This window comes from Kordia antarctica, assembly GCF_009901525.1.
Classification (GTDB): Bacteria; Bacteroidota; Bacteroidia; order Flavobacteriales; family Flavobacteriaceae; genus Kordia; species Kordia antarctica.
In genome coordinates, this window is sequence record NZ_CP019288.1 from 648,417 (window position 1) to 665,139 (window position 16,723).

Here is a 16,723-nt window from a genome sequence, read left to right on the forward strand (position 1 = left end):
TAGCTATACGTATTTAAGGTTTTGTTCAATCGTTTTGTATGCTTGCAATACTTTTTGCTGTATCTGATTATAAGCTAAAGTTTCACGGTATTTTTTATTGAGCTCAAAAGCTTCTGAAAGCAAGGTTTCATTCGTTAATCCTTGTTTAATGGCTTCCGTAATTTCTTGAATATTTTCAGCATCTTCAATTAACCAACCATTTTTTTGGTGTGTGATGTATTCTTCTGAAACTTTTCCAGGATTTGTCTGAATCGGAAATGCACCGTACAACATTGCTTCCAATAATGTATTTGGAATTCCGTCCGTAACACTGATTCCTATGGCAATTTTGGCTTGACCAAATTTAGACAACAACGAATCATGCGATTCTTCAATTCCACGCGCTGTATACGTTATATTTAGACTGAATTCGCTTTGTAGACGTTCAATTTCAGCAATGACAATTGGATGCGCTGCATACACATGAATTTGATAATTTTTGATCAATTCCAAATTATTTTCTAACGCTTTTAATGCATGTAATGCGCGTCCTGCCCAATGATGATAGCCTTTTACGAGAATTAATTTTCTAGTTTCTACTGGTTTAATAATACTTTCATCAATCAAAAATCCGCCGCCGCCAGGAAAACTTCCCAACGCTTTTCCTTGGAAACCGTATTTTTTAGCCAATGAAATATCACGTAAATTATCTGTAAAAAGAAAATCGATTTGACTTAACAGTTTGTCAATTCTTTTTTTATGAAATGATTCTTGGTAAAAATGATAAATTCCGCTTCCCCAAGTGGAACAAATCCAATTGAAAGTGATCTTTTTTCGAACTTGAATCAACGGATAACTTTCCGATTGTAATTCCATCGAATGCACAACATCAGGTTGAATTTCTTGAATAAGCTCTTGTAATTTTTTGGAAGCCGTTACTTTAAGAAATGGCTGTATTTTTTCGCTGAGCGAAGGAAAATGTTTTTTTAGAAATGTTTCTCCTATTAATGGTTTTATTTTACGCTTGCTCCAGTTTGTCGTGTAATTTGTCCATTGTAAATCTTGATGAATTGGACTGTCGAGACAATCGAACAAGTATATTTCGTGACCTGAATCTTTTAATTGATTGATCCATCTTGCGGAATGTATGTATTGCATTGCAACAAAAAGGATTTTCATTTGATTCTATTATTTTTTACGTAAGACTAAGATAACTGATTCTCCAAATATTTGATCTTTCTTAGCAATATTCTTACTCAACCCAAGTTTAGAAACTATTTTACGCACAAAACCATCTATTTTTAACGCACGTTTATCATTGACTAAAATATGTTCTTTCGGATTGAATAAATTTAAGACTCGATCTGTTATTTTATTGGAGACTAGGTTTTTATATAACTTTTCAGTGACAGGTTCATTATGAATAGCTACAATTTCGACATCAAATATGTTCGCAAAATTATGACATGTATCATTATACCAACGTGTAATGTGATGCGGCGGAAAATTCAGCACATGATTTTTATTATTTGTTAAAATTGAATTCGCAGAAGGCACGCCAATAATGAGCAAACCACCTTTTTTTAAAGTCGCCAAACTTGCATTTATAAATTCATTCGGATTTGGCACATGTTCCAATACTTGAAAGTTACAAGCAATGTCAAATGCTGTTTTGTGCGTTTTGGAAAAATCTTGAATACTTTGATTGATCAACGTCACATTTCGTGTTGCAGCATCTTCAATTGCTTTGTCATTGTATTCCAATCCAACATAATTTTCAGCATTTAATAAACTTGCAAAATACCCACTTCCCGCACCTATTTCAAGTACTTTATCGGTAGCTTTTATATGTTTTTTGGCAAAAAAGAACTCATATCTATTCGCATTATAATAAAAACCTTGTTTCTCTTGCAACAACTCATAAAAATTGGCGCTTCCGTTGCAAATTGGCGTGAAGAAATGAAGATTACATGACGTACATTTTACATAGTTAATAGTCTCATTATCTTTAAATTCTTCCGAAATTTCAACATGCAACCGATTTTTATACAACGTACTAATGTCTTCGGTTTTCAGTTGCTGAACCGTTTCCAACGTAGTTTTAGTACATAATATGCACGCTGTATTTTCTAATATTCCCATAATGTTATTCCGAAAGTTGATCCCCATTTTTTTGGTGGTGGCAATATGTGTTCGTGTTCCCAAAATACAGGAAATGTAATCGCATCTTCTATGATATCGATGTCAAATTTTCCGTTTCCTAAAAATAATGATACCGAATACGATGCTGGCGCTAATGGCAAATCTTTGATAATAATGTCAATACTATTTTTTCCTTTCTCGGGAAGCAACTTTTTACCGTATTGCATTGTATTTGAAGCCATTAAAACTTGCCCTTTTTCATTTTTGAATAAATATCCAATTGAAAATTCTTCTAATGAATTCAAATCAAGATCAACACGTATTGTTACATCTTTTCCAGAAATTACTTTGGAACTTCCGTCGCCAATCGTAATTTTCTGCATGAATTCTTGTGTTCCTTTTTTACGGTTTCTATGATCTTTCAAACTTTTCACATAGGTTTCTTCCGAATCTTGCAAATAGTGTTTTATTACGTCTTCCGTATCGCCATGCATAACCATTCCGCCGTTTTCAAGCAAAATAGATTTTGTACACAAGTTTTGAATATTCGTCATGTCGTGACTTACAAATAAAACCGTTCGTCCTTCGCCTTTAGCAATGTCTTGCATTTTTCCGATGGCTTTTTTCTGAAATTCTGCATCACCAACCGCCAATACTTCATCTACGACTAATATTTCAGGTTCTAAATGTGCAGCTACAGCAAATGCCAAACGTACTTTCATTCCTGAAGAATAGCGTTTTACAGGTGTATTTACATACCGTTGAACGCCTGCAAATGCTACAATTTCATCAAATTTTGATGCTATTTCGGCTTTGGTCATTCCTAAAATAGCGCCATTTAGGAAGATGTTTTCTTTTCCAGTTAATTCTGGATGAAATCCGGTTCCAACTTCCAATAAAGAAGCAATTCTTCCTTTAGAACGTATAATTCCCGTCGTTGGCATCGTTACTTTTGATAGCAATTTGAGTAACGTTGATTTTCCTGCACCGTTTTTTCCAATGATTCCAAGTACTTCGCCTTTTTCAACATTGAAAGAAACGTCTTTTAAAGCCCAAACATAGTTAGAATCTCCAACCGTTGTTCGTGCATTTTTTTCGCCGATTTTAAGATATGGATCTTCTTTTCCACGAATTTTATGCCACCAACGATTCAAATCGTGACTAATCGTTCCTGTTCCAATAACACCTAAACGATATTGTTTGGATAGATTTTCAATTTGTAATATGATATCTTTTTCCTCCATTATACCGTATCTATAAAATTACGTTCAGTTCTATTGAATATAACGAGTCCGAATAGAAAGACAATGAAAGCAACACCTAACATGGAAAGTATGGTGATTGACGAAAAATCATGTGTTGGATTTTTCATGTATGCGCCCGAAAAAACCATGTATCGAAATGATTCAATTACATGCGCTAACGGATTGTATTCTACAAGCCACGAAACATAGCTTGGTAATTTTTCTTTTACAATTGCAATTGGATACATCACCGCAGAAATGTACATGAATAACTGAATTCCAAATTGTACTAAGAATGTTAAATCGCGATATTTTGTGACCATTGAGGAAATAATCATTCCTAAACCTAAACCAAGCATTCCCATAATGAGTACAATTGCTGGCGTCCATAAAATATAGATGGAAACTGTTCCTGCATCGCCACATAATGAAAAATAGATGTAAAATGCGATAAATATGAACATTTGAATTCCAAACTTTAATAAGTTAGAAACCGTGATGGATAAAGGCATAATGACTCTCGGGAAATAGACTTTCCCAAAAATATTTTCATTCTTTTTAAACGTATCCGAAGTCGCTTTTAGACATTCTGCGAAGTAATTCCAAATGGTAATTCCCGCAAGGTTAAACAAAAAAGCATTTACAGTTCCTGTACTAATATCAGCAATTCCGTTGAAAACTAAGGTAAAGATCACCGAAGTCATTAACGGCTGAATTAGGTACCATAATGGACCTAAAACCGTTTGTTTGTAAAGTGTTACGACATCACGACGTACAAAAAGCATTAGTAAATCTCGGTATTGCCAAATTTCTTTGAACTTGAAATCTAAAGGATTGCTTTTTGAAGATATTTCAAATAACCATGTATTATTTTTTTGGGGTTTGTCCAAATTGGGTTGTTTTAGGTTACCAAATATTTTCTAAATCTTTTTTGGTGTAGGTGTGATTGCGTTCTACAAAAGTAGTATCAGATTCTTGTTTGAGTTGTAATGCGTTTTTTGAGAATATTCTTGATAGTAATGCAAAAGGCGTTAAAAAGATAAAAAACACAAGCGATAAAATGATTTTTGTATTAATCCATCCTAAAACTAGTGCAATTTTTCCCCAAATCCATACAATTAAGCGTTCTAATGGTGGAAAAAACGAAGCAACACCAATTCCTAATGCAATAAAGAATAGTATTCTTGCTGCATCTGTATGTTCAGTTTTCCATTGTAAATAAGTTGCGATGAGTAAAAACCCAACAACCATTACTAATATAACTTTGGTATTACTTTCTTTCATCCTAGAATAATGTGTAAATAAATGGTGCAATTGCTGATCCGCCGCCTAAAACCAAGATTACTCCTAGCAATAGTAATACGATAATCATTGGCAATAACCAGAATTTTTTTCGTTCTTTTAAGAAGTTGAACATGTCTTTCAAAAACTCCATACTCTTATTTATTTTTGTCTTTTATAAATTTTGCTAATTCGTCGCCCATTTTTTTGCTTCCCGCAGGATTAAAATGGCAATCATCATACAAATACGCACTTGTTTTTGGTATGATGGAATCTGTTTTAAATACAGGAATATTAAATCGTTTTCCTTCATTCACTGTAATCGCATTGATGCTATCTACTTTTTGTTGCAGTTTGAATGCATTGTATCGAATTCCGCCGCGAGACGTCATCCAATGCCAATTTTTTAGCGCTTCTTCTTCCGTATCCCAAGTCACTACTTGCGTCGCAAATATAAGCTTTATATCATTCGCCTGACAAATACCAATCAACGATTTTAATTTGTTGACATAATTGCCATAATCGGTTTCAGGCAACTGATTTTTAACAGATCGCGCTTGTGTTTTGGTTACTTTTTTTTGATAGTTTGATGCAATTTCTATCGTTTGTAGTGCATCTTCTTCACTTTTGAACGCATAGTATAAACGTCGTGGAATTTGAAATTCATACATAAAAACGCCTAACATATTTCCGAAACTGACTTCTTTTTCCTCTTTTTTAGTCACATTGAATTTGAGTGGATTTTTGTCCAACATTAAACGTGTAACTTCATTTATTCCACAAAAAACAATCACTTCATCAGGTTGCAAGTGAATGATTCTGTGTGACAACATTGCCAAATGATCTTGAATGTTATCTCCTGATTTTCCAGCATTGTAGACTCTAACAGTTGTTGAATCATTATTTTGGTTTAAATTTTCTTGTAAAACCTGCGTCCAAACATCTTTGTCATCTATATATAAACTTTCCGTTGAACTTCCGCCAATCGCAAAGATTCTGTATTCATTATTCGGTTTCGGCATGATGAGTTCATCGCCACGAAAACCATAATTATTTATTGTAAAGTCAGTCGTTTCTTTGTAGTTTTCAAATCCTAATAAACCTTCTTCTGTAGCAAGTTGCAATTTCATGTTTGGATCAAATTGCGATTCGATATACATATTTCCAATCGTTGGATAAAACATGTTTTTTTTCGCATTCTCATACGGATCTGACACGGGAAAAAACTGCAAAACTACTTCTATCAGCACTAAAAGCACTAACAGAATGATAAGATTATATTTGATTGTTTTCCACACAGTATTAATCTAATAAAAATTCTTCTTTCCAGTCGTCAGCATCTTGCCAAGTTGGTTGATTTTCTTTTTTATACACATAATTTCCAATGACCAAATAGTCCATTTCTGTACGCATGAAACAGCGATACGCATCGTCTGGCGAACAAACTATTGGTTCTCCACGTACGTTGAAACTTGTATTAACCACAACGCCAACACCTGTAATTTTTTTGAACTCATTGATTAAATTCCAATATTCAGCATTCGTTTCTTTATGAACTGTCTGAATTCTTGCAGAGAAATCAATATGCGTTATTGCTGGCAATGTAGAACGTTCCACATATAGTTTTTCACGAATTGGCAACTCGTGATAGTTTATAGGAACTTCTTGCTTTATTTTTGGATGAATTTTATGTACCAACAACATGTAAGGAGAAATGCCATCGTAATCAAAAAGTTCATTCACATCTTCTGCTAAAACTGATGGCGCAAATGGTCGAAATGATTCTCTGTATTTTATTTTTAGGTTGAGTTTTTTCTGCATTTCAGGATTTCGTGCATCACCCAAAATACTTCTTCTGCCTAATGCGCGAGGACCAAATTCCATGCGTCCTTGCATCCAACCGATTGCGTTTCCTTCTGAAATGTATTTCGCAACTTCTTTTGTTAATTCGTTAAAATCTGAAAAGTGTGTTGCTTTTGCATTGTATTTTCTATTCGTATTGTCTACATCTAAATCTGAAAATTCAGGGCCTAAATACGAACCATTCATTGCGTCATTTGGAACAATTTCGCGTTCTTGTTCAAAGTATAGGTGATATGCTACTAATGCTGCTCCCAACGCGCCACCTGCGTCTCCTGCTGCTGGTTGAATGAATATTTCTTTGAAGATGTTTTCATCCTGTAATTTTCCATTCGCAACACAATTTAACGCAACGCCGCCAGCCATACACAAATACTCAGCGCCAGTAATTTCTTTGGCGTGTTTTGCTAGTTTGATGATAATTTCTTCGGTTACTTCCTGAATTGCTAAACCAAGATCCGAATGTTGTTGTTCAAATTCTGACTCCGAAGTTCTTCGCGAGAAACCGAATAATTCTTCCCATTTGTCATCATATACCATTCGCAAACCAACAGCATAGTTAAAGTATTTTTGATCTAACCAAATAGAACCATCATCATTGATTTTGATTAACGTGGTTTTTATAATTTCTTTGAATTTATGTACACGTTCAGAATCGGGATTTCCGTAAGGCGCCAATCCCATGAGTTTGTATTCGCCTGAGTTTACTTTGAATCCTAAGAAATAGGTAAATGCAGAATACAATAATCCGACTGAATGTGGAAATTGCAATTCTTTGAGCATTTTGATATTTTTTCCTTCTCCAAGACTTATGGAAGCCGTTGCCCATTCGCCAACGCCATCTAAAGTTAAGATTGCTGCTTTTTTATATGGCGACGGATAAAACGCACTTGCCGCATGTGATAAGTGATGTTCTGGAAAGAGTAATTTTAGCTTTTTCTTGTCAAACGATTGAATTTCTTTTAATTCGTCTCTGATCAATTTTTTTAGGAACATTTTCTCCTTCAACCATACTGGAATTGCGGTAATGAATGATGCAACACCTTTCGGCGAAAAACCATAATAGGTTTCTAGTAAACGTTCAAATTTTAGCAATGGTTTGTCATAAAAGACAACTGCATCTAATTGATCTATGGTTTTTCCGGCGTAAGCCAAACAATACTCAACAGCATTCGTAGGAAATGCTGGATCGTGTTTTTTACGTGTAAAACGTTCTTCTTGCGCGGCAGCTATTACTTTGCCATCTTGGACAATTGCAGCGGCAGAATCGTGGTAAAATGCGGATATTCCTAATATCGTCATAATCGCTTTGTGCTGAAATACGTTTGATAGCATTTCATTGTTTGGGGATTTCTAGTTTTTTATTTTTCTTCTGAAAAGACTTTTTAGTCTTGACAACACTGTTTTTCGTTCGTCTTCATGATAGCCGTTTCCATAGCTTCCATAACCGTAACCGTAACCATAACCGTAGCCGTAGCCGTAACCATATTTCACTTTTTGACGGTAATCATTGAGTACAAAACTTATGTTTTTGACTTCTCCTTTTCTGTATTTGTCATTGATAATATTCAACATTGCCTTTTTTGTATAGTCTTGTCGAATAATATATATCGTTGCATCAGCGTGATTTAAAAGGTCCAATGCATCCGAAACCAAACCTACTGGCGGCGTATCTAAAATGACGTAATCATAGCGTAATTTCAGTTCCGCAATAAATTCATCTAATTGCTCACTGATTAATAATTCAGAAGGATTTGGCGGAATTGGTCCAGACGTAATAACGTCTAAATTTTCAAATTTTGTAGATTGAATTACTTCATCTAATGTTTTTTGTCCGATCAAATAATTTACAGTACCAAACTCGTTGGTAATTTCAAAATCGCCAAATATTTTTGGTTTTCGTAAATCCAATCCAACTAACACGGTCTTTTTTCCTGTTAATGATAACACTGACGCTACATTGATAGAGCAAAATGTTTTTCCTTCTCCACTAACGGAAGAAGTAATCATTACTGTTTTTGTTTTGCTTTTATCTAAATTTTTATAGATGAATTGTAAGCTTGATCGAATTCCACGAAATGCTTCTGCTACCGAGGATTTAGGATTTTCGAATACTGCTAAGTTTATATTCGCGCGACTGCGACTCACAATTCCTAATATTGGAATGCTAGATAAGTTTTTTATATCATCTGGCGTACTGATATTGTTGTCTAAAATAGTGACTAGGAATACAAATGCCAGCGGAATTAATAATCCAAGAAATAGCGCAATGGAATAGTTTTTCTTTGTGTTTGGTAGAATTGATTTTTGCCCTAAATCCTTCGCACTATCAATAATTTTTACATCCGAAACATTGGCTGCTTTTACAATTCCTGCTTCGTTTTTCTTTTCTAATAATAATGTATATGAAGCTTCACTCAATTTATAACTACGTTCAATATTGAACAATTGTTGTTCTTCTTCTGGTAGCTTTCTAAATTCGGCATTTGCTCTTGCCGTTCTACTATTTACATTGGAAATATCAATATTTGTAGAGGAACGTGCTGTTTTTACACTCTCGAGCAAGACACGTTTTGTGGCATCAATATCTTGGTCTATTTCTTTGAAGAAGATATTATTCTTAACGGTTTCCCCTAATTTTGCACGTCTGATTGATAATGCTACGATTTTAGAAACATTGGTCACAATATTTTCATCTTCAATTCCAGAAGATGCCGGCGCAGGCAACGATATGAAATCTGTACTATTAATTAGATAATCTTCTAGTAGTTTGTAGTATTGAAGTTTTAGTGTGTAATTATTTTTTTCAACACTAAATCGATTCAACTTTGCAAAAACTTCTTCTCCTTTCAAGGATGGATTGAATACTTTGTTATCTTGTTTGTATTTTTTTAGTTTTAATTCGTCTTTCTTTAAAGAATCTTCTACGCCTGTAATCATTTTATCAATAAACTCGAGCGTATTTGTTGCAAATTGATTCTTTTCTTCAAGTTGTTTTTCTTTTAAAATTTCTGTAGTAACATTTAAATAATCCGCTAAAATTGCTCTATTCGGACCAGATAAACTCAATACCAACATAGAAGCTCCTTGAACTTTTAGGTTGACTCCAATGGATCTGTATTTAGAAATTTCAGAGTTTAAGCTTGTAAATACAACGTAATATTCTTTTCCAACTTCAATTTCTGTGTCTCTTCGTGGCGTTAACGCAAATTTGTAGTAATCCGTAGCTGCTTCTTCATTTATAGAAAAATCGCCAGAGAATACTTCTTCTTTTGGAGAAACGCCAGCAGTTTTATTCAATTTATAATTTAAAGCGTAAAAACTTTCTGCATCCGCAAAATTGATACTTGTCGTATAGTTTTGATCGCTCGTAAATATAATTTTTATAGGTGTATTGAGGATTTGCGGATGGTTTTCATCCAAACTGACAATAAATGGAGCATTTGTATGAATGTCTTCTAAACGATATTCTCCTTGCTTTTTGTAATGAATATACGATTCCAACACACGCACAACATTTTCGTTATGCACTCTAGACTTTAAAATTGTTTTGATGGTTTCTACTTTATCACTTGCGCCGCCCCAATTGAACGTTAAGTTCATGCTAGACGAGAAGAAAGGATTTTGTTCTTCCTTTATAGAAATTAAACTATTTACACTGTAAATTCGTTCCAATTGCTTGTTATAAAAATACGTAGCAACGAAAGCTATTCCTAATGTAATCACAAATAAATACCAATAATTTAGCGCTCGAAAAGCAAGTGCCTTGATATCGAAAGAATTTTGTGATTTTAATTCTTCAAATTCTTCTTCCATATCACTATAAATTTCTAGAAAGTACTATTACACTTGTTACTAATGACAATACCGTAACAATGGTGGTTATAGATTGTATCAGCGTTGTTCCTGTTCCTAATGATTTTTGGCTTAATGGCTTTACATAAATCATATCATTAGGTTTTATGTAATAATATGGAGAGTTAAATGCATCAACACTTGTCAAATCAATATGATGTATTTTTTGTCCTTGCGGATATTGACGAATGACTAATACATCTCTTCTGTTTCCTACGGTTGTAATATCTCCTGAGCTTGCCAACGCTTCTATAATATTCACTCGATCTTGATATAAAACGACAATACCAGTTCTACCAACTTCTCCAGTAACGGTAAATCGCAATCCTGCTAATTTTACCACCACAAAAAGGTCTGCTTCTATTTTAAAATAGTCTTCTAGTAATTTTTTCTTGATAGATTCTTCTATTTCTTTCAACGTAAAAGCAAGCACATTCATTTTTCCAAGAATTGGAATTTCAATATTTCCATGATTGCTTACGGTAAATCCACTGTAATATAAACTTTGTTCAGATTGTGAAGCGTTCGTAGCATTATCGTTTGCAACTGGCTGAAACATTGCAACTAACTTTTGATCAGAAGATTTTATACTAATAGATAACAAATCACTAACTTGAACTCTATAAGGTTTTTCATTCAATTTAATACTCTGAGCAATCAACTCGTCATCGCTGCCTTTATCTCCAAAATAAGTCAAATCTTTATTGGAAACACAAGAAGTAAGTAAAAAAAATGTAACTAAACCAGCTATTGAGGCTTTCAATTTCATTAATGAATTCTATTAGTTTAATTAGCAAATATAAGTTTTACGCAGTAATAATAAAATTCTATGCAACATATCTGATCTTTTTATTTTTAATTTGCAGAAAATATCTAACAAGTGAATTACTTATCAGTCGAAAATATATCAAAATCTTTTGGAGAACGCGTTTTATTCAATGACATATCCTTTGGAATCAATAAAGATCAAAAGGTCGCTTTTATTGCCAAAAACGGTACTGGAAAAACTTCTTTATTAAACATTATTACCGGAATTGCAGAAGCCGATAGCGGACAAATTGTAATGCGAAAAGGCATTCACATGGCATTCTTATCGCAAAAAGAAAATTTGGATGAGAATTTAACTGTGGAGGAAACTATTTTCGCTTCAGACAATCCATTGCTGGAAATTATTTCCAATTATGAAACGGCATTATTAAAACCTGATGATGCAGAAGCATACCAAAAAGCGTTTGAAAAGATGGACGCGCACAATGCTTGGGATTTTGAAACGCAATACACGCAAATTTTATTTAAGCTAAAGCTAGAAGATTTACATCAAAAAGTAGGCAATTTGTCTGGTGGACAGAAAAAACGCCTTGGTTTGGCAACAGTTCTCATCAACAGACCCGATTTATTAATTTTGGACGAACCCACAAATCATCTGGATTTAGAGATGATTGAATGGCTAGAAGAATATTTCAAAAAAGAAAACATTACGCTTTTCATGGTTACGCACGATCGCTACTTTTTGGAACGTGTTTGTAATGAAATCGTGGAACTCGAAAATGGTCAATTATATAATTACAGAGGAAGTTATTCGTATTATTTAGATAAAAAAGAAGCGCGCGTTCAGGCGGAACAATCTTCGGTAGAAAAAGCGAAGAATTTATACAAAAAAGAACTCGATTGGATGCGTCGTCAGCCAAAAGCACGAACTACAAAATCGAAATCTAGAATTGACGATTTTTACGATATCAAAGAAAAAGCACACAAACGTCGTAACGAACACGAAGTGCAATTGGAAATCAATATGGAACGTGTTGGAAGTAAAATTCTGGAGTTGCATAATATTTCTAAATCATTTCAAGATAAAGTCTTATTAGACAAGTTTGAATATGTCTTTAAAAAAGGTGAACGTATTGGTATCATTGGAAAAAACGGAACTGGAAAATCTACATTTCTAAATATGATTACAGGTCGTTTAAAGCCTGATGCTGGAAAAGTAATTGTGGGCGAAACGATCAAATTTGGGTATTACACACAAAGTGGAATCAATCCGAAACCAGGTCAAAAAGTAATTGATATTATCAAAGAATATGGCGAATACATTCCTTTGAAAAAAGGAAAATTAATTTCGGCAGCGCAATTATTAGAACGTTTCTTGTTCGACAGAAAACGTCAATATGACTTTGTTGAAAAACTATCTGGTGGCGAATTAAAACGTTTGTATTTATGTACCGTTTTGATCCAAAATCCTAACTTTTTAATTCTTGATGAGCCAACCAACGATTTAGATATTGTGACGCTCAATGTGTTGGAAAGTTTCCTGCTCGATTTCCCCGGTTGTTTATTAGTGGTTTCGCACGATAGATATTTTATGGATAAAATTGTAGATCACTTATTTATTTTTAGAGGAGATGGCGTCATTGAAGATTTCCCCGGAAATTACTCAGATTTCAGAACTTACGAAGACAGTTCGGAGCCTGAAACGAAAGCTACGGAAAAGAAAGAAAAACAATCGTGGCGACAAGATGATACCACGCAAAAATTGACGCATAACGAACAAAAAGAATACAAACGTTTGGAAAAAGACATTCAGCGTTTGGAAGAAAAAAAGGAGAAAATAGAAGCTGAATTTGTTTCAGGCGAGTTGTCGCAAGAACAAATTCAAGAGAAGTCAATGAAGTTGCAGAAAATAATCAAGGATTCGGAAGAAAAAACCGAACGTTGGTTTGAATTAGCTGCAATAATGGAAGCGTAATTTTAGTAATGATATAAACTTATGTGGTATCAAATCTTTGCATATTTTAAGTTTTTGATAAAATCGACCAACGAACATGGCGTGCATTCGCCTTTTGTGTATGATTTGGTGACGAAATGTTTCTACGATACGGAATCGAAAGAAATTTATCAAACTATTGAAAGGTATCGCAACGAACTTTTAAACAATCACACAGAAATAGAAATTAAAGATTTTGGCGCAGGAAGCAGAGTTTTTTCATCCAATAAACGGAAAATTTCTGCTATTGCAAAAAATGCAGGAATTACATTAAAACGTGCAAAATTGTTAGCGCGACTCATCTCCTATTTCAATATTAAGAATAGTCTAGAATTAGGAACTTCGTTAGGATTGGCAACTATTTCCATGACGGAAGCGAACGAAGTTTTTACGTTAGAAGGTTGTCCTGAAACAGCAGCAATCGCACAGAAACAATTCGAAAAATATAAACTCTCAAATGTAAAAATGTATGTGGGCGAGTTTTCAATATCAATTCCGAAAATAGCCGATCAAAAGTATGATTTGGTTTATTTTGATGGAAATCATCAAAAAGAAGCAACGTTGCATTATTTTGAGCAATTACTAAAAACGGCACACAACAATTCGGTTTTTATTTTTGATGATATTCATTGGAGTAAAGAAATGTCAGAAGCTTGGGAGATTATCAAAAATCATCCAGAAGTTACGGTAACAATTGACACTTTTTTTTGGGGATTTGTATTCTTTCGAAAAGAACAAGAAAAAGAACATTTTGTGGTGCGTGTGTAAAATGGATTCTTGTTATCTAATCATATTATTTCAGACTATACTTCACTTTTCCGATAATCAACTCATTCAACTCTTTTCCTTGTGGAAATTCAAAATAAATAGTTCGTCTTACTTTTTTTCCTGATTTCAATTTTAAGATTTTTTTACTTGGAAGCCCAATTCCATACATGAATGAGAATTCATATTTATTATTTTCATCATCTGTCATTTTGAACGCATTAAAATTCACTTTTAAACTTTCTTCACCCTCATTTTTAAGTTTCAATTTTACCATTATAAAAGTCATTCCTTTTTTTGCTTGCTTGGCAGGCTCTGTATTAAATGAATTTGACCCAAAGGCAGAAGAAACATCATTTATTTTTATAATTTCCACATTCAAATCTTTCAATTCAATTTCTTGACCGAAAGAAATTGAGTAAATTCCTAAAAATAATATCGTAATAAATGTTTTCATAATTTATGTGCCAACATGTTCGTGTATGATTAATTGAGTTAGCTAGATCAAAATTAATAAAAAGAAAACGAACCAAAGGAAAATTCGCTGTAAAGTAGAGGCTATATATTGCTTTTTCGTGATTATCATTCAGCCGGATCGTTTTCTAAATCCTCTCCAAGAGATATAAGATTTTTAATGAAAAAGAACTGATTCCGTAAAAAAAAGAATATTTGTTGTATCGAACTTATAGTAATTACAATAATACTTATCAAATATTCATCAAAAAGCTATTAATTTTAGTTAATTTTGAAGTGATTATCATGTCCCAAGATCAATATAATGAGTAACACACAATTAGAAGAAGTATTAGAGACGAACAAAAAGCAGAAGGAATTCTACAATGTAAAGAAGAAGAATTTTGCAACGAAAGTTTGGTCTTTTATGCGGAATAAATTATTATCGGATTTTAGAAAAGAACTGCAAATCAACGAACAAGTGTATGAAAAACATAAAGTTTGGTTGGGCGATTTGTCGGATAAAAAAGTCTTAGATTTAGGCTGTTACGCAGGAAATCACTTGAGTTTATACTTAGCCGAACATTCTAAACGATATTTGGGAATTGACTTGAGCGATAAAGCAATTGGGCAATTAAACGAGCGTTTAAAAGACTTCCCAAATGCAGAAGCGCAAGCAGTTGATTTTCTATCGCCAGAATTTATAGAGAAAGATTTTGACATCATTTACGCATATGGCGTGTTGCATCATTTTGAAAGCTTAGACATGTTATTTGGAAAACTAAAAGAAAAATTAGCTTCTGACGGAAAACTCATTTCGTATGATCCGTTAAAAACAAGTTTGCCGTTGCGAATTATTCGTGGAATATACAGACCTTTTCAATCAGATGCCGATTGGGAATGGCCTTTTTCAAAGAAAACTGTAAAACGCTTTCATACAGAATTTAAAGTCGTTGAACGCAGAGCAATTTTAGGAAGTTCGAAATGGGCGTTTTTCTTAAATCTCATTCCGATGAGCGCAGATAAAAAATTAAATTACATTAAAAAGTTGCATCAAAACGATTGGGAACAATCGCAAACAAGCGATAAACGTTTGTATAAGTGCATGCATTTAACGATGTTGATGAAACAAAATAGCTAACAAATGAGCACCGAATTAATTGTTATTATAGTCATTGTTGGCGTATTGGCGCCATTATTACTTGTGAATACACGAAAAAATAAAAAACGCAATAGCAGTCGTAAAAATCGTGCTTTTTTAGATTCGCACAAAAAAGATGAAAAAAGGCAAGAAAAATGATTGTTATCCACTGGAAACTTCTATTTGCTATTCTCATTGGATTCATATTTGTGTATCTAAGCAATGTGAAAACACGAAAGAAATTGAAAGATCATTTTGATAAAAAAGAAAAAGAAGACAAAAACAATGAAAATATATACTAAAACCGGAGATAAAGGAACTACTGCCCTATTTGGCGGAACACGTGTTCCGAAACATCACATCCGAATTGATAGTTATGGAACTGTGGACGAATTGAATTCACATATTGGTTTAATTCGCGATCAAGACATTAACAAACACTATCAACATGTATTGATGGACATTCAGGATTTACTATTTACCGTTGGTGCAGTTTTAGCAACCGATCCTGAAAAGGCGACATTGAAGAATGGAAAAGACCGATTGAACATCAATAGAATCTCAGAAGATAACATTGCAGTCTTAGAACGTGAAATGGACACGATGAATGATGCGTTGCCGCCAATGACACACTTTGTATTGCCTGGCGGACACCAAACTGTGTCATTCTGTCACATAGCACGTTGTGTATGTCGCAGAGCAGAGCGTTTAGCATCAGCACTTTACGAAATAGAGCCTTTTGACGAAAATACGTTGAAATACTTAAACCGCCTTTCTGACTACCTTTTTGTATTGGCACGGAAGTTGTCGAATGATCTTCAAGCAAATGAAATAAAATGGGTTCCTAAAAAAAATTCGTAATCATTTAAAAACTAAGGGATTACATGTCCTTAAAAAAACGTTCTTAAAAATAATGTATAAATAATGATTTTTTTACTTGACTTTTTCATTTAAAAATTTATTTTTGCAAAAAATTAATATCAAAAAATATGTATTGGACATTAGAACTGGCGTCTCACTTAAGTGATGCTCCTTGGCCAGCTACAAAGGATGAGTTGATTGACTATGCAATTAGAACTGGTGCTCCCTTAGAGGTTGTTGAAAACCTACAATCTATTGAAGATGAAGGGGAAACTTACGAATCTATCGAAGAAATTTGGCCAGATTATCCTACAGATGATGATTATCTCTGGAACGAAGATGAATATTAAAACAAGTTAAACTAGGAAAAAGTCTCCATAT

Annotated in this window: 18 protein-coding genes; 7 read left to right on the forward strand and 11 right to left on the reverse strand. The window is 33.6% G+C overall.

Annotated elements, in window-relative coordinates:
- Positions 1-3 precede the first annotated feature (3 nt).
- Genes IMCC3317_RS02835 through IMCC3317_RS02875 form a run of 10 tightly spaced genes read right to left on the reverse strand, consistent with a single transcriptional unit; the run spans position 4 to position 11,130 of the window.
- Positions 4-1,158 carry a glycosyltransferase gene (locus IMCC3317_RS02835; protein ID WP_160127995.1) on the reverse strand — a complete coding sequence of 385 codons (1,155 nt, stop codon included), beginning with the start codon at positions 1,156-1,158 and terminating at the stop codon, positions 4-6.
- Between the two features lie 9 nt (positions 1,159-1,167).
- Positions 1,168-2,121: a class I SAM-dependent methyltransferase gene (locus tag IMCC3317_RS02840; protein ID WP_160127996.1), complete on the reverse strand. Its 954-nt coding sequence runs from the start codon at positions 2,119-2,121 to the stop codon at positions 1,168-1,170.
- Positions 2,109-3,365: an ABC transporter ATP-binding protein gene (locus IMCC3317_RS02845; RefSeq protein ID WP_160127997.1), complete on the reverse strand. Its 1,257-nt coding sequence runs from the start codon at positions 3,363-3,365 to the stop codon at positions 2,109-2,111. Before IMCC3317_RS02845 ends, IMCC3317_RS02840 begins: the two co-directional genes overlap by 13 nt.
- Positions 3,365-4,255 (reverse strand): ABC transporter permease, encoded by an 891-nt coding sequence (locus tag IMCC3317_RS02850; protein WP_160127998.1) that lies wholly within the window; start codon positions 4,253-4,255, stop codon positions 3,365-3,367. The genes IMCC3317_RS02845 and IMCC3317_RS02850 overlap by 1 nt, the downstream gene beginning before the upstream one ends.
- Before the next feature lie 16 nt (positions 4,256-4,271).
- On the reverse strand, positions 4,272-4,649 hold the full coding sequence (locus tag IMCC3317_RS02855) for a hypothetical protein (RefSeq protein WP_160127999.1): 378 nt from the start codon (positions 4,647-4,649) through the stop codon (positions 4,272-4,274).
- Between the two features lies 1 nt (position 4,650).
- Positions 4,651-4,800, reverse strand: coding sequence for a DUF5989 family protein (locus IMCC3317_RS23195; RefSeq protein ID WP_164484240.1), 150 nt, complete (start codon positions 4,798-4,800; stop codon positions 4,651-4,653).
- Between the two features lie 4 nt (positions 4,801-4,804).
- Positions 4,805-5,944, reverse strand: a complete 1,140-nt coding sequence (locus tag IMCC3317_RS02860; RefSeq protein WP_160128000.1) for an SGNH/GDSL hydrolase family protein — start codon at positions 5,942-5,944, stop codon at positions 4,805-4,807.
- 4 nt (positions 5,945-5,948) lie between these two features.
- The gene (locus IMCC3317_RS02865) at positions 5,949-7,841 is read right to left on the reverse strand and encodes a carbamoyltransferase family protein (protein WP_228054931.1); all 1,893 of its coding nucleotides are present in this window, start codon (positions 7,839-7,841) and stop codon (positions 5,949-5,951) included.
- Positions 7,842-7,859: 18 nt separating this feature from the next.
- Positions 7,860-10,322, reverse strand: coding sequence for a tyrosine-protein kinase (locus IMCC3317_RS02870; protein ID WP_160128001.1), 2,463 nt, complete (start codon positions 10,320-10,322; stop codon positions 7,860-7,862).
- Between the two features lie 4 nt (positions 10,323-10,326).
- Positions 10,327-11,130 carry a polysaccharide biosynthesis/export family protein gene (locus IMCC3317_RS02875; RefSeq protein WP_160128002.1) on the reverse strand — a complete coding sequence of 268 codons (804 nt, stop codon included), beginning with the start codon at positions 11,128-11,130 and terminating at the stop codon, positions 10,327-10,329.
- 111 nt (positions 11,131-11,241) lie between these two features.
- Between IMCC3317_RS02875 and IMCC3317_RS02880 the strand changes: the two genes are divergently transcribed.
- Both IMCC3317_RS02880 and IMCC3317_RS02885 read left to right on the forward strand, forming a co-directional pair.
- The gene (locus tag IMCC3317_RS02880; protein ID WP_160128003.1) at positions 11,242-13,104 is read left to right on the forward strand and encodes an ABC-F family ATP-binding cassette domain-containing protein; all 1,863 of its coding nucleotides are present in this window, start codon (positions 11,242-11,244) and stop codon (positions 13,102-13,104) included.
- A gap of 21 nt (positions 13,105-13,125) precedes the next feature.
- Positions 13,126-13,890 (forward strand): O-methyltransferase, encoded by a 765-nt coding sequence (locus IMCC3317_RS02885; RefSeq protein WP_160128004.1) that lies wholly within the window; start codon positions 13,126-13,128, stop codon positions 13,888-13,890.
- A gap of 25 nt (positions 13,891-13,915) precedes the next feature.
- Here the strand turns inward: IMCC3317_RS02885 and IMCC3317_RS02890 are convergent, their stop codons facing one another.
- The gene (locus tag IMCC3317_RS02890) at positions 13,916-14,344 is read right to left on the reverse strand and encodes a DUF4352 domain-containing protein (protein ID WP_160128005.1); all 429 of its coding nucleotides are present in this window, start codon (positions 14,342-14,344) and stop codon (positions 13,916-13,918) included.
- A 321-nt stretch (positions 14,345-14,665) separates the two neighbouring features.
- Here IMCC3317_RS02890 and IMCC3317_RS02895 point away from each other — a divergent pair, with 321 nt between their 5' ends.
- From IMCC3317_RS02895 to IMCC3317_RS02915, 5 genes are all read left to right on the forward strand, one after another.
- Positions 14,666-15,481 carry a class I SAM-dependent methyltransferase gene (locus tag IMCC3317_RS02895; protein WP_160128006.1) on the forward strand — a complete coding sequence of 272 codons (816 nt, stop codon included), beginning with the start codon at positions 14,666-14,668 and terminating at the stop codon, positions 15,479-15,481.
- A 3-nt stretch (positions 15,482-15,484) separates the two neighbouring features.
- The gene (locus tag IMCC3317_RS02900; RefSeq protein WP_160128007.1) at positions 15,485-15,640 is read left to right on the forward strand and encodes a hypothetical protein; all 156 of its coding nucleotides are present in this window, start codon (positions 15,485-15,487) and stop codon (positions 15,638-15,640) included.
- Entirely contained in the window at positions 15,637-15,783 is a 147-nt protein-coding gene (locus IMCC3317_RS02905; protein ID WP_160128008.1) for a hypothetical protein, read from the forward strand. The genes IMCC3317_RS02900 and IMCC3317_RS02905 overlap by 4 nt, the downstream gene beginning before the upstream one ends.
- The gene (locus tag IMCC3317_RS02910) at positions 15,767-16,342 is read left to right on the forward strand and encodes a cob(I)yrinic acid a,c-diamide adenosyltransferase (RefSeq protein WP_160128009.1); all 576 of its coding nucleotides are present in this window, start codon (positions 15,767-15,769) and stop codon (positions 16,340-16,342) included. Before IMCC3317_RS02905 ends, IMCC3317_RS02910 begins: the two co-directional genes overlap by 17 nt.
- A gap of 128 nt (positions 16,343-16,470) precedes the next feature.
- Positions 16,471-16,692 (forward strand): DUF2795 domain-containing protein, encoded by a 222-nt coding sequence (locus IMCC3317_RS02915; protein ID WP_160128010.1) that lies wholly within the window; start codon positions 16,471-16,473, stop codon positions 16,690-16,692.
- Positions 16,693-16,723: the final 31 nt, after the last annotated feature.